Origin of the sequence: Paraburkholderia sp. RL18-085-BIA-A (assembly GCF_046027075.1) — a bacterium.
Classification (GTDB): Bacteria; Pseudomonadota; Gammaproteobacteria; order Burkholderiales; family Burkholderiaceae; genus Paraburkholderia.
Genome location: NZ_JARESU010000022.1, coordinates 15,821 through 33,668, shown reverse-complemented (window position 1 = coordinate 33,668; position 17,848 = coordinate 15,821). Strand labels below are relative to the sequence as shown.

Sequence of the window (17,848 nt, the reverse complement as noted above, 5' to 3'; positions counted from 1 at the left end):
GGGCAACGCCCGAGCTACACGAGGAGTGCAGCGTCCACCGCAGGCAGATAGCTGTTGAAGCCCGCTTCCACAAGGGCTCCGCGTGCACGTTCGAGTTCGCGTCTTGCTTCTTCGTTAGAAGGGTCTTGCTTCACATGAGCGAGACTACGGCCACGGGCCGCGAACAGCTCCGCCCACGGCAACGGTTCGACGCGCGTGTAGTCTTCGAGGGCGCTGACATAGCGCAATGCGGCTGCCGGTTCGCCGACGTTCAACATCGTTTCAATGGCGTCGCGGTAGAACCACAAATGGTTGTGGCCAACCGCGCCGCGCCGCAACATCTCGGCGCCTTCAGCGAGCAGACGCATGCGCTCGCCATCGTCCTCGACCGCGCGGCTCAGTGCGCTCACGGCCTTGGGTGCGCTGAATTGAGTTCCCACTTCGCGGCAAATCGCTAGTGCTTCACGTAGCAACAGAGCGGCCTCTCGCCGATGCCCGCTATCTAGCAGCACGCGCGCTCGCATTTCCATGTTCTGCGCTTCGAAGCGACGCGCTCCCAGTTGACGGATGATCTGCATCTCGCGCTCCAGATGGGCGAGCGCAGCATTCATGTCGCCCATTTCGTAGCATGCAAAAACACCCAGCGTTTCGCACAGCATTTGCGCGCGCGGCTGGCCGACCAGCGCGGCCGCGTGTGCGGCGGCGCTTGCATCTTCGCGGGCCACGAATGCCTCGTTGAGGAAGATCCGGCTAAAGCCTGTCATCGAACGATTGGCAACCTCGATGCGGCCGAAGCCATGTTCGCGGCTCAATGCGACGCACCGGCTAAAGTACTCGAAGGCCGTGCGCATACGTCCTTGCGCGTAGGCAGCATCCGCGAGCCCGCCGAGCGCGCGCGCCTCTGCTTCCGGCAAGCCGAGGCGCTGTGCATAGGCGAGGCCACGCTCGTGCTCGATGCGGCAATCTTCGATTCTGCCGAGCGGAAAGAAGATGTTGCCGCGAAGATGATGCAGGCGCGCGAGTTCAGGCACCTTGTTCAGCCGTTGCGCCACTTGCTGGGCCGCGTCGAGCAGGGAGAGAGCTTCGTCGAGGCCTTCGCTCACTCGCAGACCCTCGGCGAGCCCAAGCTGGGACTGGCAGAGATCCCCTTCGTCGGGTGCGGCGGCCACGGCCGCGCGGTACGTCGCGATCGACGCTGTGATGTCGCCGAGATCTCGCTGGAGTTCGCCCTTGAAGCAGGTCAGGGCGTGGCGATCCGTATCCTTTGGCGCGATTTGCAGACCTCGCTCGACTAGCCGGAATGCCGCTTCGGTCAAGTAGGTCGCGCGTTGTGCGATTGCGGCTTCGAGGTAGGCCTGCGGTGCCCGCTCGTCCTCGGCGCGATCGAGATGCTGGGCGCGCAGTACGGGGTCGGTCGCTGCGAACCAGTCGGCCGCCCGGCGGTGCAACTCGCGCCGGCGCGCTCGTAGCAGCGTCGAGTAGGTGCTCTCCTGGATGAGCGCGTGGGCAAACAGGAAGTCTTCGCCATCGGGTAAGACAAGCGCGTTGGCGACGAGCCCGTTACAAACGTAGTCTGCTGCATCGATCAGCCGCCGCAACAAGGCGAGCCCAAAGCGCTGTCCAATGACCGCGGCAGCCTGGAAAGCCTCGCGGTCTCGCGAAGACAGCCTGTCCATGCGAGCCAGCACGAGGCTCTGGATGGTTGCGGGGACCGCCTCGGCGCTGCCTTCCTCGGCGTTATGCAGGAGTTGCTCGAGGAACAGCGGGTTGCCGCCGGCTCGTTCGATGCACGCGAGCGCGACGCGCTGGGTTGCATCGATAAAAGTGCCGGCCAGCGTCAGCGCCTCGTCGCTGCGCAGCGGACCAAGATCGATGGTGGCGAAAGAAGTGCCGTGGCAACTCGCTCGCCATCCCGCGTCGAGCGGATCGCCGTCCACCCGCGAAGTCATCACAAGCAGGCCTGGACCGTTCGCGATGGCCACGGCGAAGGCGGCCAGGTAGCCGAGCACCTGTGGGTCGGCCCAATGAAGGTCTTCCACGACGATCATGGTTGGCTTGTGGCGGCAGACATCCTCCGCGATCGCTGCTGCAACGGCGCGCTTGCCGCGCGTGCGCGCAGTGTTATCCATCGCGTCGTAAAGCGTGCGCCACTCCCCGGTTTGCGTGAGGTCGAGGATGTCATGAAGAAACATGAGCTGATCGCCGCTGACAGCCCCGCATGCGACCACCCGTTCTGCGGCGGCGCGCCGTTCATCCGGGCCGGCCTCAGACGACAGGCCCAACAGGCTGCCGACAATGGTGCGGATCGGGGCTTGGCCTTTGCCCATGCCAAAATCCAGCACGAGGCCGCGGTGGCTCGCAAAGCCCAGCGTTTCGACGAACCGGCGCATCTCTTCGACGAGCCGTGTCTTGCCGATTCCAGCCTCACCGCGTACGTAGACGACGTGACCGGCCCGCTGTTCGAGGCAGGCGCGGGCAAGGCCCTTGAACTGCTCGAATTCGGCCCTGCGACCGACAAAAACACCGCGGCTGGCGGAAACGGCTTCGAGCGCGAGACCGCGTAGACGCCACACGCGTACCGGCGAGTCAATTCCCTTGAAGCGCATTTCGCCGACCGCATCGCTCATCACGCAGTCACCGAGTGCGCGATGGACTCTCTCCGAGAGCAGCGTCTCACCAGGGCCGGCGGCAGCGACCAGCCGGGCAGCGAGGTTCACGGAGTCGCCGAGCACCGTGTAGTCCTGAACATCTGCGCGCTCGAGCGGCCCCGCGACCACCTCTCCGCTGGCAATGCCCACATGCGCTCGCAGCGGAGGCGACGCTTGCCCGGCCAGTTCGTTAAGTGCCTCATGAATCTCCAATGCCGCCCGCGCCGCGCGCAGCGGATCGGTGTCGTGCGCGCGTGGCGCGCCGAAGATGGCCATTACGGCGTCGCCGATGTGCTTGTCGACCGTCCCGCCGTAGCCGAGGACGATTCCGTCGACGAGCGCTGTATAGCGGCCGGTCAACTCGCGCAACTCTTCAGGATCGAGCGTTTGCGACAGCGCGGTAAAACCGCACAGATCGGCGAACAGAATCGTGACTTGCCGGCGCTCGCTCGCAGGCGCATTCACAGTGGGCGGCGGTTCGCAAGGCGTGGCGGCGCGCTGATCGGCAATCGCCGCCAGCAGACGCTTGCGGTGGCCGAGCGAGACGACGCCAAGCTCCTTGAGGTCCGCGTCGTCGAGATGCTCCAGCATGGCGAGGTCGATGTCATTCGCGGCAAATGCCGGTGCGTATTGTTCAAGCCCCACTGCATGCAGCCACTGACCGATATCCATCGCCGCCGCCTGATCCGATGTGTTCGAACGTGCGCATTCCGTCGCAACGCAATCTGCCGAACTGCATGTCCGCCGGGTTGCGTTGCATCCGCCTGTCATAAGAATCGATGCACCGCCCTTAGCCGGACGATCGCAGTTGCAGCGGATTCCGTATCCAAGGCATTCCTGACGAAAATACAGTGTACGTCCAGCGTGAAGGAGATGGATGCCGCGCGTGATGACGTGCGGCCGTGCGTTTGACACTGGTCGAGGCCACGACGGATACTTGATAAGGATTCGCGCACGGTCTCGGGCGACGAGGCAAGCAACGTTCTGTCGCTCGTCATCCGAAACGATAGGTGACGTTCGAACCCGGCGCAACCGCAGCACGAAACGCGAACCGCTCAGTCCAGGCGCGATTGTGTCCGCCCTCACGGGAAACACTGTGAAGCCAGCTACGACAGCTTCCTCATCCGAGGTCCACTCCGGTTCGCGCATCCGGGGGGTGGCCGGAGATCTGACGGCCGGCATGGTGTCGATGCTGGTCATGCTCTCTTACGCAATGAGTCTCGGCACACTGATCTTCAGCGCGGATCTCGCGCGTTACGCCGGGCTTGGCGTACCCACCGCGTTCATCAGTTGCGTAGTGACGGCACTCGTGATCGCGTTGATGAGTTCGATGCGCGTGAATATCGCCGGACCTGACGGCAACGCGGCGGCGTTTCTTGCCGGAGTCGCGGCAGGCGTCGCGAGCAGCGTACGGGCTGACGGCGGTACACCGCAGACCATCCTGCTGACGGTACTGTTCGCTATCGCGTTGTGTTCGGTGGTGACGGGCGTCATTCTGTATGCGGTCGGCTCGTCCAGGCGCAGTGGTTCCCTGCAATTCCTGCCTTACCCGGTCGTCGGTGGTTTCCTTGCCGGCACGGGCTATCTGCTGCTGGCTGGCGCGTTTCGAGTCGTGACCGGCGAGCCGTTGAGCTGGCACACATTGCCACTGGTGACGCATCTGAACTGGCTGGCATGGACGCCCGCTTTCGTGGTGGGTGCGTTAGCCACGCTCCTGTCGCACACATGGAAACATGCAGCGGCGTTGCCGATCACCCTTGCACTCGGCATCGCGCTGTTCTACCTGCTGCTGTTTGCCTCGGACCTGTCGATCGACGACGCCCGCGAGTCGCGCCTATTGCTCCCGCGCGTGGCGTTGCACCCCATGCGGATTCCCGAACTGCATCTGCCAGCATCGCTGGCGCACGGAGGCGTCGACTGGTCGGCAATCGGCGCCCACTTGCCGGAGACATTCGTTGTCACGTCGATTGCGGCCATCACGATCCTGATGAATTCGACAGCGATCGGCGCGGCCACGGGAGAAGACATCGATCTGAACCGCGAGATGCGGGCAGCCGGGATCGCCAACATCGCGAGCGGGATGCTGGGCGGCATGGTGGGTTACCAGTCGTTCAACCGATCGATGCTCAACGCGCGCGCGGGTGCGACCAGTCGTCTGGCGGCCGTATTCGCGTCCCTCGCGTGCCTGGTCGTGCTGGCCGTGTCGCCTGGCCTCGTGGCGCTATTCCCGGTGCCGGTGCTGGTCGGGCTGCAACTCTTCCTGGGATTGCGTCTGTTGATCCAGTGGCTGGTTGGTGCGTATAGCAAGCTCAACTGGCACGAGTATCTGCTTGTGCCGCTTATCCTGGGCGCAATTGCGTTCTATGGCGTCGTCACGGGTGTGGTGGCGGGGGTGATCGCCGCATGTGTGATGTTCGCCCTGCTGTACGGCCGCGTCAGTTGCGTTCGCATGGAGTTCGATGGCAGTACGCGCGCATCGAATGTCGAGCGCAGTATCGAGGCAACCAGACGGCTGCAGGAACTCGGCGCACAGGTGTGCGGAACCTGTTTGCAGGGGTTCCTGTTCTTTGGCATGGCCAATTCGATCCTGCACCGGGTGCGCGAACGGTTGGTCACGCAAAGTCCGATACCCGTCCGGTTTGTCGTGCTCGACTTTGCTTTGACCAACGGCATGGACGCCTCGGTATCGGTCAGCTTCGTCAAGCTCCGGCAACTGTGCGCGACGAATGATGCGGATCTGGTGCTGACGGGGCTGCCGGCACGCTCGCGAGAACTGCTCATGAAGACCGGCACCTTGAACCTGCGGATTCACGAGTTCGTGACGCTGGATGCCGGTCTGGAATGGGTCGAAGATACGCTGCTCCGGTCGGATCTACGTGCGCTGCCTCACGCAGACGAGGATTTCCCGACGATGCTCGCGCCGCATTTCACACCATGCGCGCTCGACAGACTGCTGGCCCTTCTGGACGTTCGCGAACTGGGCGCGGGGCAGCCGGTATTCCGTCAAGGCGAACCGGGGGACGCTGTGTACTTTGTCGAGCGTGGCCGTGTTGCTGTCTTATTGCCGCTTGCGGGCGGGAGATCCCTCAGGCTGCGCTCGTACGGGCCGGGCACGATCGTCGGCGAAATGGCGGTGTACACGCAACAGGCGCGCAGCGCAGACGTTCTCGCGGAGGAGCCCGCGCGCGTGCGGCGTTTGACGCTCGAGTCGTTGCGTGCGCTCGAACACGACGATCCGGTGACCGCGCAGCAATTTCATCGCTTCGTAGTCAAGGTCATGGCGTCACGGCTTGCCGTCGCGGACGAGGCCTTGCGCGCGTTTCATTGATAGCTAGGCCTCGCCAATGAAAAGCGCCAACCGAAACCTTACCCGATACGTAACGGCAATATTGACGTTGCTCGTCGTCATTGCATTGCTTCTTGTCCCGTTGCCGCAAATGTTCAGGCTCGAAACGCATGTCGTTACGGTCGCGTCGATTCAACTTCCCCCGACGGTCGTATTCGACTATGTCACGACACCGGCTCACTGGCCGGTCTGGCATCCGTCATCGCTTGCGGTCAGAGGTGCCGTTGACCATCCACTGGATCTGGGCGAGCGGGTGGTCGAGGAATTTCTTGTGGCGGGCAGACGCGGCAGCGTGACGTGGACAGTCACTACGCATGAGCCTCCGGCCAAGTGGACTATAGAAGGAGTCATTGATCGCAGGCCGGCGGGCAGCGTCACGTATTCACTGACATCGACCGCGAACGGAACGCGCTTCGAGCGCGAGTTCACGTATCGTGCGCCGTCTTTGTGGTTCGCGATACTCAACTGGCTTTTTCTGCGTGCGCGGATTCAGGCGGAATCCGACGAGGCGGTTATGCGACTGAAGAGCCTTCTGAACGGCACATTGCAGCATTAGCAGCGCTTGCTGCCCGACCGGGTCACGGGACAGCAGGAGTGCAGAGTTGCCGCGTTCCGCCAGCGCGTAGACCATTTCAGTCAGATCGGCCTTGGAGCGCTCGCCGCGAAAACTCAAAAGCGGCGACTGCAAAGAGGAACCGGCGAAGCAAGCTTCGTGGGGCATGCCGCTTTGCGCGCGGAACTGCGAAGCGTGATTCGCTTCCGGTCACGCGGCGCCCGGCTCGAAGCCTCGTCTATCAACCCATCCGATGATTTTCTCCAGCTGGCACGCCCTCTGCATTGAACGGAGCACGCGAGATTCCGTTCTCGCCAACCTCAGTCAAGGAGAGGCAAATGCACGATATCGGGACTTCCAGGCCCGGCGGTTGGGGTCCTGGCTACAACGAGTTTGAACAGGAGCTTTCCCCGGAACTGGCTGGCGAGTTTGGTCAGGAGCTGGAGAGCGAATTTGCCAACGAGTTCGAGAATGAGTTCGAGGGCGGCGAGACCGAATTCGAAAACGAGTTCGAGACCGAGATGTCCGGCGAGATGCAGGAAATGGAACTCGCCGCCGAACTCCTCGCCGTGAACTCCGAACAGGAGATGGAGCAGTTCCTCGGCGGTCTTATCAAATCGGTTGGGCGTGCCGCCACCAACTTCGCGAAGTCGTCGGCCGGCAAGGCGCTGGGCGGAATCCTCAAGTCCGCTGTGAAATCCGCGTTGCCGATTGTCGGCAGCACCTTGGGGAATCTGGTCGTGCCGGGCGCTGGCGGATTGATCGGCGGCAAGCTGGCCGGCATGGCAGGTAGCGCGCTCGGGCTCGAACTGGAAGGGCTGAGCAACGAAGACCGCGAGTTCGAAGTTGCACGCCGGCTGGTGCGCATCGGCCAGCACGCGGCCCATCATCTCAGTTCGGTTCCTCCGCATGTTCCGCCGGCCCGAGCCGCGCGTATCGCGTTCCTGCGCGGCGCGCGTCAGGTCGCACCGGGACTCCTGACCGCGATGCGCACGATCGCCCAAAACGGTATTAACGCGGCGCGTCAGAACCCCACGCCGATCTTCGGGCCGGCATCGTCGATTGGCCGCGTGCCGCAGCCAGGTGCCGCGCCAGGCATGCCAGCGCGCCTGGGCCAGAACGGCTATGGCCAGACTGGTTACGGCCAGCCCGGCTATGGCCAGAGCGGTTACGGCGCTCCCGCTGGCACCAGTTGTCCTTCATGCGGCACACCGGTTGGGCATGGCATGGCGCATAGCGGACACTGGCGCCGGTCGCGCAACGGACGCGCGATCATTCTGTACCTGACTCCGCAGCATCGCACTGCTTACTGAGCGCCGCGATGTCCTCCGCGATGAGTCCTTGCGCCCAGGCGCTGCGTCTGCTCGAACAGGAAGTGCTCGGCATCCGTGCACGTCTGGACGCGCAGTTGCCCTACGCGCTGCAAATGCCAATGGTGCCGGCGGCAAACGTCAGCGATGAAGCGATGGCGGCAATCGAGAAGCACATGCAGGCGGCCAGGCGGCAACTGCGTGTGCACATCGCGCACTTCCTGCGGCAGTTGCGCGAGATGGCCGCCACGCCGCACAACGTCGCGCTGGCGCAGCGTCGTTATGCGTTGCTGAAGCTGTTCTTCCATGCGGCGCTGACGCACTTCGAGATCTTCGCAGAAGTGCTTACGCAACGCAGCCAGCATGGCACCGGCGTCTGGCTTTCGGGACTCGACGTCGCCGCGCAGGACGGGCTCAGACAACCGGGCGTCCCCATCGCCGCGCCGCCTGTCATCTGCTATGTCGAGCGCGGGCATGGCGGCGCGATCCGGCGCGCGCGGACGCGCTTGCCCGGCGGCGGCAACAACCCGGTGGCCGTCATCAGAATGCCGCGCGAGCGGATGGTGGGCACCGGCGTCGCGGCGTCGCTCTTTCACGAGGTCGGTCATCAGGCCGCGGCGCTGCTCGATCTGGCCAATGCATACAAGCGCGCGTCGCCGGGAAGAATGGCTCGCGGACATCCGGTGTGGGGCGCGTGGGAGCGCTGGATCAGTGAGATTCTCGCCGACCTGTGGGCGGTCTCGAGAGTGGGTATCGCGGCGACCTGCGGTTTGATGAGCGTCGTCAGCCTGCCGCTTGCGTTCGTCCTTCGCATCAACCTGGACGATCCGCATCCGGCGCCGTGGATACGCGTGAAGCTGTCTGTCGCAATGGGCAAGGCGCTCTATCCGCATCCGCAATGGGATCAACTGGAGCAGGTGTGGGAAAGGCTGTATCCGCGCTCGCAGATGAACCCGGGGCAGCGCAAGGCGTTCGATGCGCTAGACCGCGCGATCCCGCAGTTCGTCGCGGTGCTGCTGGCGATGCATCCTCCCGCACTGCGCGGCCGCAGTCTGGGTGCCGCACTGCGGCTGCCGGACCGGCATCCCCAGCATCTTCTGCGCGTGTGGCACGCGGTGAAATTGCGGCCGCAACAGCTTCTCGCCGATACGCCGACGCTTGCGTTCGCGGTGCTGGGCCAGGCGCGCTACAGCGGTCTGCTGCCGGCGAGCCAGGAGTTGAAGGTGATTGCCGAATTGTTGCAGCGCTGGGCGCTTGCCGGTTACTTGCCATGGAGCGCGGGTAGTGCGCAACTGAGCGTCGCGCTCAATCAGCGCGAGACGATCAGTACGCCTCTTGCCGCATACGCATGATTCTCTGAAGGAGAAATACGATGGCTTCCAAAGAATTCCCTGTCACGCTGATGCTGGCCGGCAACTTCAACGAGAACACGGGCAAATACGAGGTACACGATCCGGTGAGCGCGGGTGGCAAGTATGTGACGATCTCCTGCCATATGGGTCGGGAGCGCAAACCCTTTCCGACGACCGACGATCCGGTTTTGGCGTTCGAACCGGGCGAGACGGTCGAGGTCGAAGTCGAAATCTCGCTGCATGACGGCAAAGAGCATCTGGCCGCACAGGCGAAGGAACTCGACAGTGCGCTCAATGAACTGGTCGATTTCACGAAGGGCGGTCGTTCGTTGAACACACAGATCCTGATGCAACTGGTTCACGCCAACAGCATCACGCTCACCTATCAGATGCCCATTCCGAAGCAACCCGCCGAAGACGCCTCGGAATTGCCGCAAGCAGCGCCGGCGTCGGCAGGCGAGCAGGAACGTGCGCAGGCAAGCGTGCCAGAAGCCGATCGCCTCGTCGTCAGGAGTGCCGAACCGGCCGCCGCTGCCCCGAGCGTCAATACGAAGCAACTCATCACCCGGCGATCGACGATGCTGATGGCAAGCGGTTCGGCGGGGCAAGATCAGCCTCCGCTGGATCCCATCGGCGCCAGTTCCGGGCCGGCCGATGGCGACTACAAGACCTCGAAGACGATCAATCTGCAACGCACCACCCGGCCGCTGACCGGCGACGTCGCGCTGTGGCTGTTGATCAAGCTGAACGCGGACATGCTGAGCTGGACCAACTACGCCAGTCAGATCGACGCACTGTTCTTTCCCGGCGGTTCGGCAGCGGGTGACTCCGGCACGAGCGGCCAGGCGAAGCCGTTGCGGCCTCATATGCTGGACGGTACGCAGCAATTGAGCCGGCGCCGCTTTCTGCCCTTCACCGATACCGATGCGTATCGTGCGTTGAAGGTGGCAACTGAAGCGTTTGTCGTTACGTGGGGCGGCGTGGTGCCTAGAGGACCTGACCTGCCGCAGATCGCAACGCTGCTGGCTTTCGATCCCGAGGCGCTCCGGCTCGCGAATGAGCGCCTGGGCCTGACCATTACGGCTGAAGGGCCGCTCGGCGAACAGTACTTCGGAAAGACCGGGTCCCCCACATTGCCGTACCTTCGGCGGGTGGTGCAGGCCTTGCAAGGCACCGACGCCGCAGCGTCGGCGGAAGAGGCATTCGCAGACGCGACGAGGAACGACGGCGCCGGCATGGGTTGTCGTGAAGGCTGCCTGTGGCTGGAGTACTGGAACAACGACATCTCCGCGAAGCTGGCCTACCCCCCGCTGATCGAGCTGATATGGAGCTACTGGATGGAGGAGATGCAACTCGTGCAAACGATGAATGCGATCTCCCGCCGCTTCCAGAATGTGTCGAGCGGACCGCGCGATCCGCTGAACCAGATCGAACTCGATGCGCTGCGGCCATTGAACAACCTGATCTGGGGCTGGGTGCAGGACGAGCAGCATCGTCTGCCGATCGAGCGGCGCGCCGCGGAATATCAGCACGAATACGGCTTCAGGCTGATTGGCCGCGCCGTGCCGAAAATGCACGCCGCCGACAACCGCAGCAAGTTTCTCGCCGCGTTCCATACGCTGCTGAACCTGTGCGTGCCGTTCTTCCGTCAGGCGGACGACACCACGGTCGTGCCGGATGGTTTCCCGCTGCTCAACGCGCTGCGTGAAGTGCATCTGATCCTCTCAGAAGGCGCGCATAACCAGTTCCGCGATATGCCGACCACGTCGCGTGTGGAAATGATGATGCAGCAGTGGCTGCTCGCGCGGCCCGAGTTCCGTGAATACCTGCCGCGTCGCGCGATGGTCGCGTATCCGGAACCGTGGATGCATTCGGTGGAAAGCATGCGCAAGCTGCAGGGCTGGGGCGACACCAATACGTATCAGTTCTGGCAACTCGCGACAACCGGTGAACAGATCGTGTCGTCGATCCGCTGGAGCGACTGGAACTCGGTCAACGATCCGGTCAACGCGGCGAACTGGGCGGCGTTTTTCCGGCCGGAGATCCAGACGTATATCCATTCGTACCGTGCCGTGACGGGCATCGACGTGGGTGCTGAACCGGTGGACGTGCAGGTGCCTGGTATGCACCTGTTGCGACGCCTCAATGAGCAGAAAGGAATCAAGGTGGCGTGACCTGGCGCAACACGCAAGGCAACGGGCAAGGCAAAACGGAATCCGCAATGATCGATTTTGCTTCGGCGCTCTATCTGGGCCTGCAGCATCCTGCCGCGCAACTAGACGACTATGCGGCGTTGACGACGGGCACGCCTGCATCGCTCGCCGCTGCGCCGCTCGCCAACCGGCTCGCGGCGCAGGCCGCCGCGTTGCAAGGCTGCGAAGCGGGTCTGGTGGCGCCTTCGACACTGCATCTCGCGATCGACGTGTTCGACCGGCTCGCACGCACGCATGCGCTGGTTGCCGACGAAGCGCTGTATCCGGTGATGCGATGGGGCCTCGAACGCGCCGTGGGCCTGGGCGTGCCGGTCGCCTGGTTCCGTCACGGCGATCTTGCGGATCTGGCGCAGCGTCTCACGAAGCGGCGCAGCGCGAGGCCGCCCGCGGTGATGACGGACGCGACGCGCATTGAAGGCGGAATTGTGCCGATTGGCCGCTATCTGAAACTGGTGAGCCGTCACGGAGGGTTGATCGTGGTCGATCACAGCCAAATGCTCGGCTTGATGGGCGAGCGTCCGGCGATGCGGCATCCATGGGGACATGGAGGCGGCGGCGCGGTGCGGTATGCGGGTCTTGCGCCCGCACAACCGGTGTTGCTGTTTGCGTCGTGGGCCAAGGCCTTCGGTGCGCCGCTGGCGACGCTGTGCGGCCCGGACGCGCTGGTGCGCGAAATCGCCCGCGATGGGCCCACGCAGTCGCATTGCAGCGCCGCGAGCCAGGTCGCGTTGCTCGCCGGGCTCAACGCGCTGGAGATTAACCGGCGCGAAGGCGCGCAATTGCGTGCGGGCTTGCTGTTGCTCCTGAGGCATCTGCACGCCGGCTTGCGATGGCTGGTGCGCAACTGTCTGTCGGATCTGCAGGTCTCACGGCGCGATCATCCGCTGCAGCAGATGCATCTGGATACGACAGAGCGCACGCTCGCGCTGCATGCAGGGCTTCGCAGCAGCGGCTTTCGTACCGCGCTGCTGCGTCAGCATCAGGGACGCTACGCGCTGGCTGTCGTGATCCGCGCGAATCACTGCGTGGCCGATATCGATGCGCTGCTTTCGGCAATGGCCGCGCTCGCCGTTCGGTTGCCCGGCACCGGACACGTTACGGCAAGCCGCTCTTCGATGGAGGAACGCCAGCATGTTTAAGACCGCAGATGGTGAAACGCTCGAACTCGCGCCGTGGCGCATGCGCCGTGCGATGCGGCTCATCGCCGAGGTGCGCCGCTATCCGCCCGGCACACCGCCGCAAGCGCTGATCCGGGACTTGCGACAAATCATTGCGCGCGCGCGCCGTGTGAGCACGCAGCCGCGCATCGGCACGGCTCGCCTGCAGAGTTCGGGGGCGTGCTGTCAGGCCTGTCTGCTTGCACGACAGCAGCAGGGAGTGCTTACGCTGCTTGGGATCAGTCTCTTGTCGCAGCCGCCCAGCGCTCATCTTTACGAGGGTGCCGCGCCGCAATTCGAGTTCGAGTCGATGGCCAAGTCGGCGACCGTCGATCTGGAATGGAAGGACTGGCTACCGCTCGAAGATGCACCGAACAAGGTCAAAGGCGCAGGCGTCTATATCCTGCGGCGCGGGAGCAACGCGATCTATGTCGGCATGTCGGCCAACCTGCCGCAGCGTTTGCGCTTGCATCTCTGGTGCGCGAATAATCACGGCAATACCGGCTTGAGCGTGGCGGTAGCCAATGTCGATTCCAGCGCGCTGCGGGCGACCGAGCACACGCTGGTGCGCGCGCTGCGCGACCACGTGATGAACCGGCAATTGAAGGTGGAGATGAAGGTCGGCCCCGGACCGTTGAAGATCACTCACCTGCTGCCCAAGGGACTGTCGTCGCCTTATGTGAGCCGGAACCGGGTCGAGCGTCCGGCGGGTGGTCAATTCGAGTGGTCGACATGATCATCGATTTCCATGTGCACGCAGGGCAGGGCGACGGCATGACCGGGCCGTGGGATACGACTGCTCCGCTTTCCGCATATGCGCGCCGGGCGAGCGAAGCCCGCATCGCCCGCTCGGTGCTTCTGCCGGTATTTCAGTCGGACTATGCGCAGGGCAATCGCGACGTCGCCGCCATCGTGCGCGCCGATCCGCGCCGCTGGATCGGTTTCGCGATGGTGCATGCCGAACGTGACCGCGAACGGATGCACCGGATGATCGAAGAGGCCGTGATGCGGCTCGGCTTGCGCGGCATCAAGGTTCATCGTCACGACGCGCGCATTCACCGACAGGTGTGCGACGCCGCGCAGCGCTGGCAATTGCCTGTGCTGTACGACCCGGGCGGCGACACGGGCGCGCTGAGTCTGCTCGCGCAGACGCATCCGGATGTGGCCTTCGTGTTCGCGCATCTGGGCAGCTTCGCCGACGATTGGGCCGCGCAGCGGCAGGTCATCGACCTGATCGTGCGCTATCCGAATCTGTTTGCCGACACCGCGGGCGTGCGGCGCTTCGATCTGCTAGAGGAAGCATTCGCGCGAGCGGGACCGGCCAAGTTGCTGTTCGGTTCGGACGGGCCGTGGCTGCATCCCGGCCTCGAACTGGCGAAGATCCGTGCGCTGCGGCCTTCGCCGGCCGCTTTTGCCGCTATCGCGGGCGGCAACGCGCTGCGCCTGTTGCGGCGCTCGCGAGTGCCGTCCGTGTCGCGTTCAACAGGCGTGCTGGCCGGATGACTAGCCGGTTTCCGACGGGCGTCCTTGCCGGCGCAATTGCAACGCACGCGGCGTCACCCCGAGTAGTTCCGCGGCGCGCCCAGTCGATCCGGCGCGGCGCTCGGCAATCCGCACTGCGATCGACTCCGCGATCTGCCCGATGTTCTTCAGGCCGAGGCCGGCGTCCAGCGCGCCTTCCACCGCGCGGGCGAAGGTCTGCTCCCAGCCGTCGGCGCTGCCGGCCGTATTCGTATCGATGGCGAGTCCATCAAGACAGCCGGTGCTCAGCACACGAAAGCCGTGCTGCCGGTCCGCCATGCGGTGCACGACATTGCGCAGTTCCCGCACGTTGCCCGGATAGTCGGCGCCGGCCAGTTGCCGCATGACCTCGGGCATCACCTGCGGGACCGGATCGCCGTGCTCCGCGAGAAAATGCCGGACCAGCAGCGGAATGTCTTCACGCCGCTCTGCAAGAGTGGGCGCGCGTACCGTCCACTGCGTCATGCGGAAATATAGATCGCTGCGAAAGCGGCCCGCCAGCACCTCGGCTTCAAGATTTCGGTTAGTCGCGCAGACCAGCCGGAAATCCGACTTGCGCCAGATATCTTCACCGACGCGTTTGAACGCGTGTTCCTGAATGACGCGCAGCAAGCGCGCCTGCAATGGCAATTCGAGTTCACCGATCTCATCGAGAAAAAGCGTCCCGCGGTCCGCCAGCGTGACCGCCCCGTCTCGGGCGCTAATGGCGTGCGTGAACGCACCTTTCGCATGGCCGAACAATTCGCTGCCGGATAGCTCCGGGCTGAGGGTCGTGCAGTCGACCACGACGAAGGGGCCCGGCCGGCGCTCAGGGTCGAGATCGTGAATCAGCCGTGCGAGCAGTTCCTTGCCGCAACCACTCGCGCCTAGCAGCAGGCAGGCGCCACGACCGAAGCGTCCGACCTCGGCCACCTCGCGCAACGTTGCGCGCCATACGGCCGACTCGCCGACGGCCCGCCTGCGCAGCCAGTCGGACGCGAGGACCGCTTCCAGCGACGCGAGCCGGGCGAGGCGCAGGGCGAGTTCGCTGAGCAGCGTGTCCTCGTCGTCGGCCGAGACGACATCGCAAACCGACGCGGGCCACCACGTTTCAGCCTGACATTGGCAGCGGGTACTAGAGGTGCATCCGGCGATGAACGCGTCGGGTAGAGGAAAGCGCCGCAGCCAGTGATCGGCGGCCGACGCAACGCGCTGAGCGTGCGCAAGCACCACGACGACGTGCAGGCCTTCGCCCGCACCGGATAGGTCCACGTCTTCCGGCAAGCCGTGCTGGCGCAGCATCTGTCCAAGCCGCTGCGCGTCCTCGTCGTGGAGAACGACACGCATCCAATACCTCGCAAGCACGGGAAATCAGATTCGGCCAAGCGGTGAAATTGCACAAACGGAAGCGATGCCTCTGATCGTGTCGATGAATGAAAATATTCAAGGACGAGACAACGCTTTATGCCGCGAAGCCGCTCACGGACGTTCACATTCGTGGTTTGTAAACGAAACGAAATCGCACGAATAAAAATAGGCGATCCGATTGGGTTTCGAAAGATGTATCGTCCGGACATTACAACCCGTGCGGTTGTCGTCGCGCGCTCAGCGTGGAGTGAAGGTTCCCAACATTGCGCAATGGCCCACGCAGACGCAAGCGGTCGGGGTTTGGAATGCGATTGAGGCGGGCAAAGGGCATTGCTGCGTTGGCGTCTTCGCAATACGCCTCGTTTCGTCGTGCGCAGCTTCATGGAAAGCGGACGCCGTGAGAGCGGTCGTGGCGAATGCAGCATATACGCCAAAGAACGCTGGGAGAGCAACTCTGATCCTGTTTGTCGTGACCTTCAATCACGCGAAACAATGAATCAAGACTTGTCACACTCCAGGCACTTCCCCAGACCCTGATTTATTTCGACGATCCAGGCGGGTTCCGTTCCGGAAGGGATGTTGGATTTCTGGACCAAACGCAACCCGCCAGTCGCACCGACTTGACCTGTCCTCGCAGACGACGGTTCCACATTTTCCGCCACCGAAGACAGCAGGAGCCGATGCTCGCTAGACTGTGCTGTCCGATTACAACAAGATCGCAGGAGAGCAACGCATGGACCGCATGATGGCGATGGAAACGTTTGCAACCGTGGTGGACGCGGGTTCCTTTTCTGCCGCCGCTCGCCGGCTTAAGCTGGGTCAGCCGGCAGTCTCGAAGTCGATTGCGCAACTGGAAGAGCATCTCGGCGCGCGCCTCCTGCTCCGCTCAACCTGAGGCCTGACGCCGACGGACGCGGGTCAGCGATTCTACGAGCACGCCCGCCGTGCGATCGATGAGGCAGATCAGGCCGAACAGGCAGTGCGGGAATCGTCGGACGGCCTCTCCGGACGCTTGCGGATCAGTGCAGCCGTCACGTTCGCGCGACTGCATGTTCTGCCCGCGCTCAAGACTTTCCTCGACCGGCATCCGAAACTGAGTATCGACATCATCCTCGACGACCGCTCTATCGATCTGCTCGAACAGGGTGTCGACGTGGCGCTGCGCATGGGTACGCTCGACGATTCGACGATGACCGCGCGACGCATCCTGCGAGGACGGCGACTGGTTGTCGGGACGCCGCGCTATTTCGAGGAAGCCGGCATTCCGAAGACACCGGCGGATCTGAGCCGACACCAGGCGATCGTCTACTCGCTGCGAGGTGGCGGCGAGTCGTGGGCGTTCAGCCGCAACGATGGCGCCGAGGTCGCCGTGGCCGTGTCGGGCCGGGTAAGCGTGAGCGCGGCCGAGGGCATGCGCACGGCAGTGCTGAGGCACATGGGCCTCGCCGTCGCGTCGGAATGGATGTTCTCCCCTGAACTCGCCGACGGCACTGTGCAAGCGGTTCTCACCGAATGGACGCTGCCGCCCATCGACGTCTGGGCAGTTTTCCCATCGGGCCGCACGGCGACGACGAAGAGGCGCGCCTTCGTCGCTTTCGTCGAGCACCTGCTTGGTGGGCACGATGGCAGTGCGGCAATCGGCCCGGAATCCACTGGTGCCGATTGACGTGCCGGGCGCCGAAAACAGAAGAATTGCGGCCGGTGAGTTATCCGTTTACGCCTTCGCAGTGGCCTTTTCGAGCACCACGAACATGTCGCCGGGATCGGGACGGCGCGTGTAGTCCGCGTTGACTTCCGAGTACAGCACGATACCGTCGCGCCGAATGACGTAACGCGCAGGCATGGGCAGAGTCCAACTGTGGTCGTCGTTGAACGCCGGGAGGTCGCTTCTCAGATGCCTGTACAGGTCGACGAGATAGCCAGGCAGCGAAAAGCGTAGACCGAACACTGCGCTGGTCTCGCCGTTGAGGTCGCTCAGCACCGGGAAACGCAACCTGTTCTTGTGCACCGACTCGCGGCTATGAACCGGCGTCTGCGGCGAAATGGCGACCACATTCGCACCGTAGGCGTGAATCTGCGGCAGCACTTCGTTGATCGCCTGGAGCTCAATGTTGCAGTCCGGACACCATACGCCGCAATAGAACGTCACGACGAGCGGCCCCCGCGCGAGCAGATCGGCTGACCAGACCTCGTTGGCGTTCTGGTCCTTCAGCGTGAATTGCGGTGCGCGGTCGCCAGCCTTGATGGTACGGGCCGCCTGACCGCTCGCGATCAGCTCGGCAGTCGCGCGTTCCATGAGCGGGTGGATTTCTGGCGGTGCGTGATAAGGCGCTTTGCCGGCCTTGAAGTCGGCTTTGAAAGCGTCGAGTCTGTCTTGCAGTGCCATCGCAAATCTCCTTGAGTGATCGAGGCTGGCGCGGCC

At 63.8% G+C, this 17,848-nt stretch carries 11 protein-coding genes and 1 pseudogene; 9 read left to right on the top strand and 3 right to left on the bottom strand.

What is annotated here, in order from left to right:
• Positions 1-14 precede the first annotated feature (14 nt).
• A complete protein-coding gene (locus tag P0D89_RS17225) occupies positions 15-3,299 on the bottom strand; it encodes an adenylate/guanylate cyclase domain-containing protein (protein WP_408359249.1) in 3,285 nt (1,094 codons plus the stop codon).
• 424 nt (positions 3,300-3,723) lie between these two features.
• On the opposite strand from P0D89_RS17225, the gene P0D89_RS17220 reads away from it, so the two are divergent.
• The 8 genes from P0D89_RS17220 to P0D89_RS17185 all read left to right on the top strand — a co-directional run bounded on the left by P0D89_RS17220 (position 3,724) and on the right by P0D89_RS17185 (position 14,061).
• A complete protein-coding gene (locus P0D89_RS17220) occupies positions 3,724-5,955 on the top strand; it encodes a SulP family inorganic anion transporter (RefSeq protein ID WP_408359251.1) in 2,232 nt (743 codons plus the stop codon).
• A 16-nt stretch (positions 5,956-5,971) separates the two neighbouring features.
• Complete coding sequence (locus P0D89_RS17215; RefSeq protein WP_408359253.1) at positions 5,972-6,529, top strand: SRPBCC family protein; 558 nt, start codon at positions 5,972-5,974, stop codon at positions 6,527-6,529.
• A 335-nt stretch (positions 6,530-6,864) separates the two neighbouring features.
• Entirely contained in the window at positions 6,865-7,839 is a 975-nt protein-coding gene (locus P0D89_RS17210) for a hypothetical protein (RefSeq protein ID WP_408359255.1), read from the top strand.
• 20 nt (positions 7,840-7,859) lie between these two features.
• Entirely contained in the window at positions 7,860-9,188 is a 1,329-nt protein-coding gene (locus P0D89_RS17205; RefSeq protein ID WP_408376945.1) for a hypothetical protein, read from the top strand.
• A gap of 20 nt (positions 9,189-9,208) precedes the next feature.
• Positions 9,209-11,362, top strand: coding sequence for an 8-amino-7-oxononanoate synthase (locus P0D89_RS17200; RefSeq protein WP_408359257.1), 2,154 nt, complete (start codon positions 9,209-9,211; stop codon positions 11,360-11,362).
• A 47-nt stretch (positions 11,363-11,409) separates the two neighbouring features.
• Positions 11,410-12,540, top strand: coding sequence for an aminotransferase class I/II-fold pyridoxal phosphate-dependent enzyme (locus P0D89_RS17195; RefSeq protein WP_408359259.1), 1,131 nt, complete (start codon positions 11,410-11,412; stop codon positions 12,538-12,540).
• Positions 12,533-13,294, top strand: a complete 762-nt coding sequence (locus P0D89_RS17190) for a GIY-YIG nuclease family protein (RefSeq protein WP_408359261.1) — start codon at positions 12,533-12,535, stop codon at positions 13,292-13,294. Before P0D89_RS17195 ends, P0D89_RS17190 begins: the two co-directional genes overlap by 8 nt.
• Positions 13,291-14,061 (top strand): amidohydrolase family protein, encoded by a 771-nt coding sequence (locus P0D89_RS17185; protein ID WP_408359262.1) that lies wholly within the window; start codon positions 13,291-13,293, stop codon positions 14,059-14,061. Before P0D89_RS17190 ends, P0D89_RS17185 begins: the two co-directional genes overlap by 4 nt.
• On the opposite strand, the gene P0D89_RS17180 is transcribed toward P0D89_RS17185, so the two are convergent.
• Positions 14,062-15,405 carry a sigma 54-interacting transcriptional regulator gene (locus P0D89_RS17180; protein ID WP_408376929.1) on the bottom strand — a complete coding sequence of 448 codons (1,344 nt, stop codon included), beginning with the start codon at positions 15,403-15,405 and terminating at the stop codon, positions 14,062-14,064.
• Positions 15,406-16,159: 754 nt separating this feature from the next.
• On the opposite strand from P0D89_RS17180, the pseudogene P0D89_RS17175 reads away from it, so the two are divergent.
• Positions 16,160-17,092, top strand: a pseudogene (locus P0D89_RS17175) (LysR family transcriptional regulator).
• Between the two features lie 48 nt (positions 17,093-17,140).
• On the opposite strand, the gene P0D89_RS17170 reads toward P0D89_RS17175, so the two are convergent.
• Positions 17,141-17,812, bottom strand: a complete 672-nt coding sequence (locus P0D89_RS17170; protein ID WP_408359268.1) for a peroxiredoxin-like family protein — start codon at positions 17,810-17,812, stop codon at positions 17,141-17,143.
• Positions 17,813-17,848: the final 36 nt, after the last annotated feature.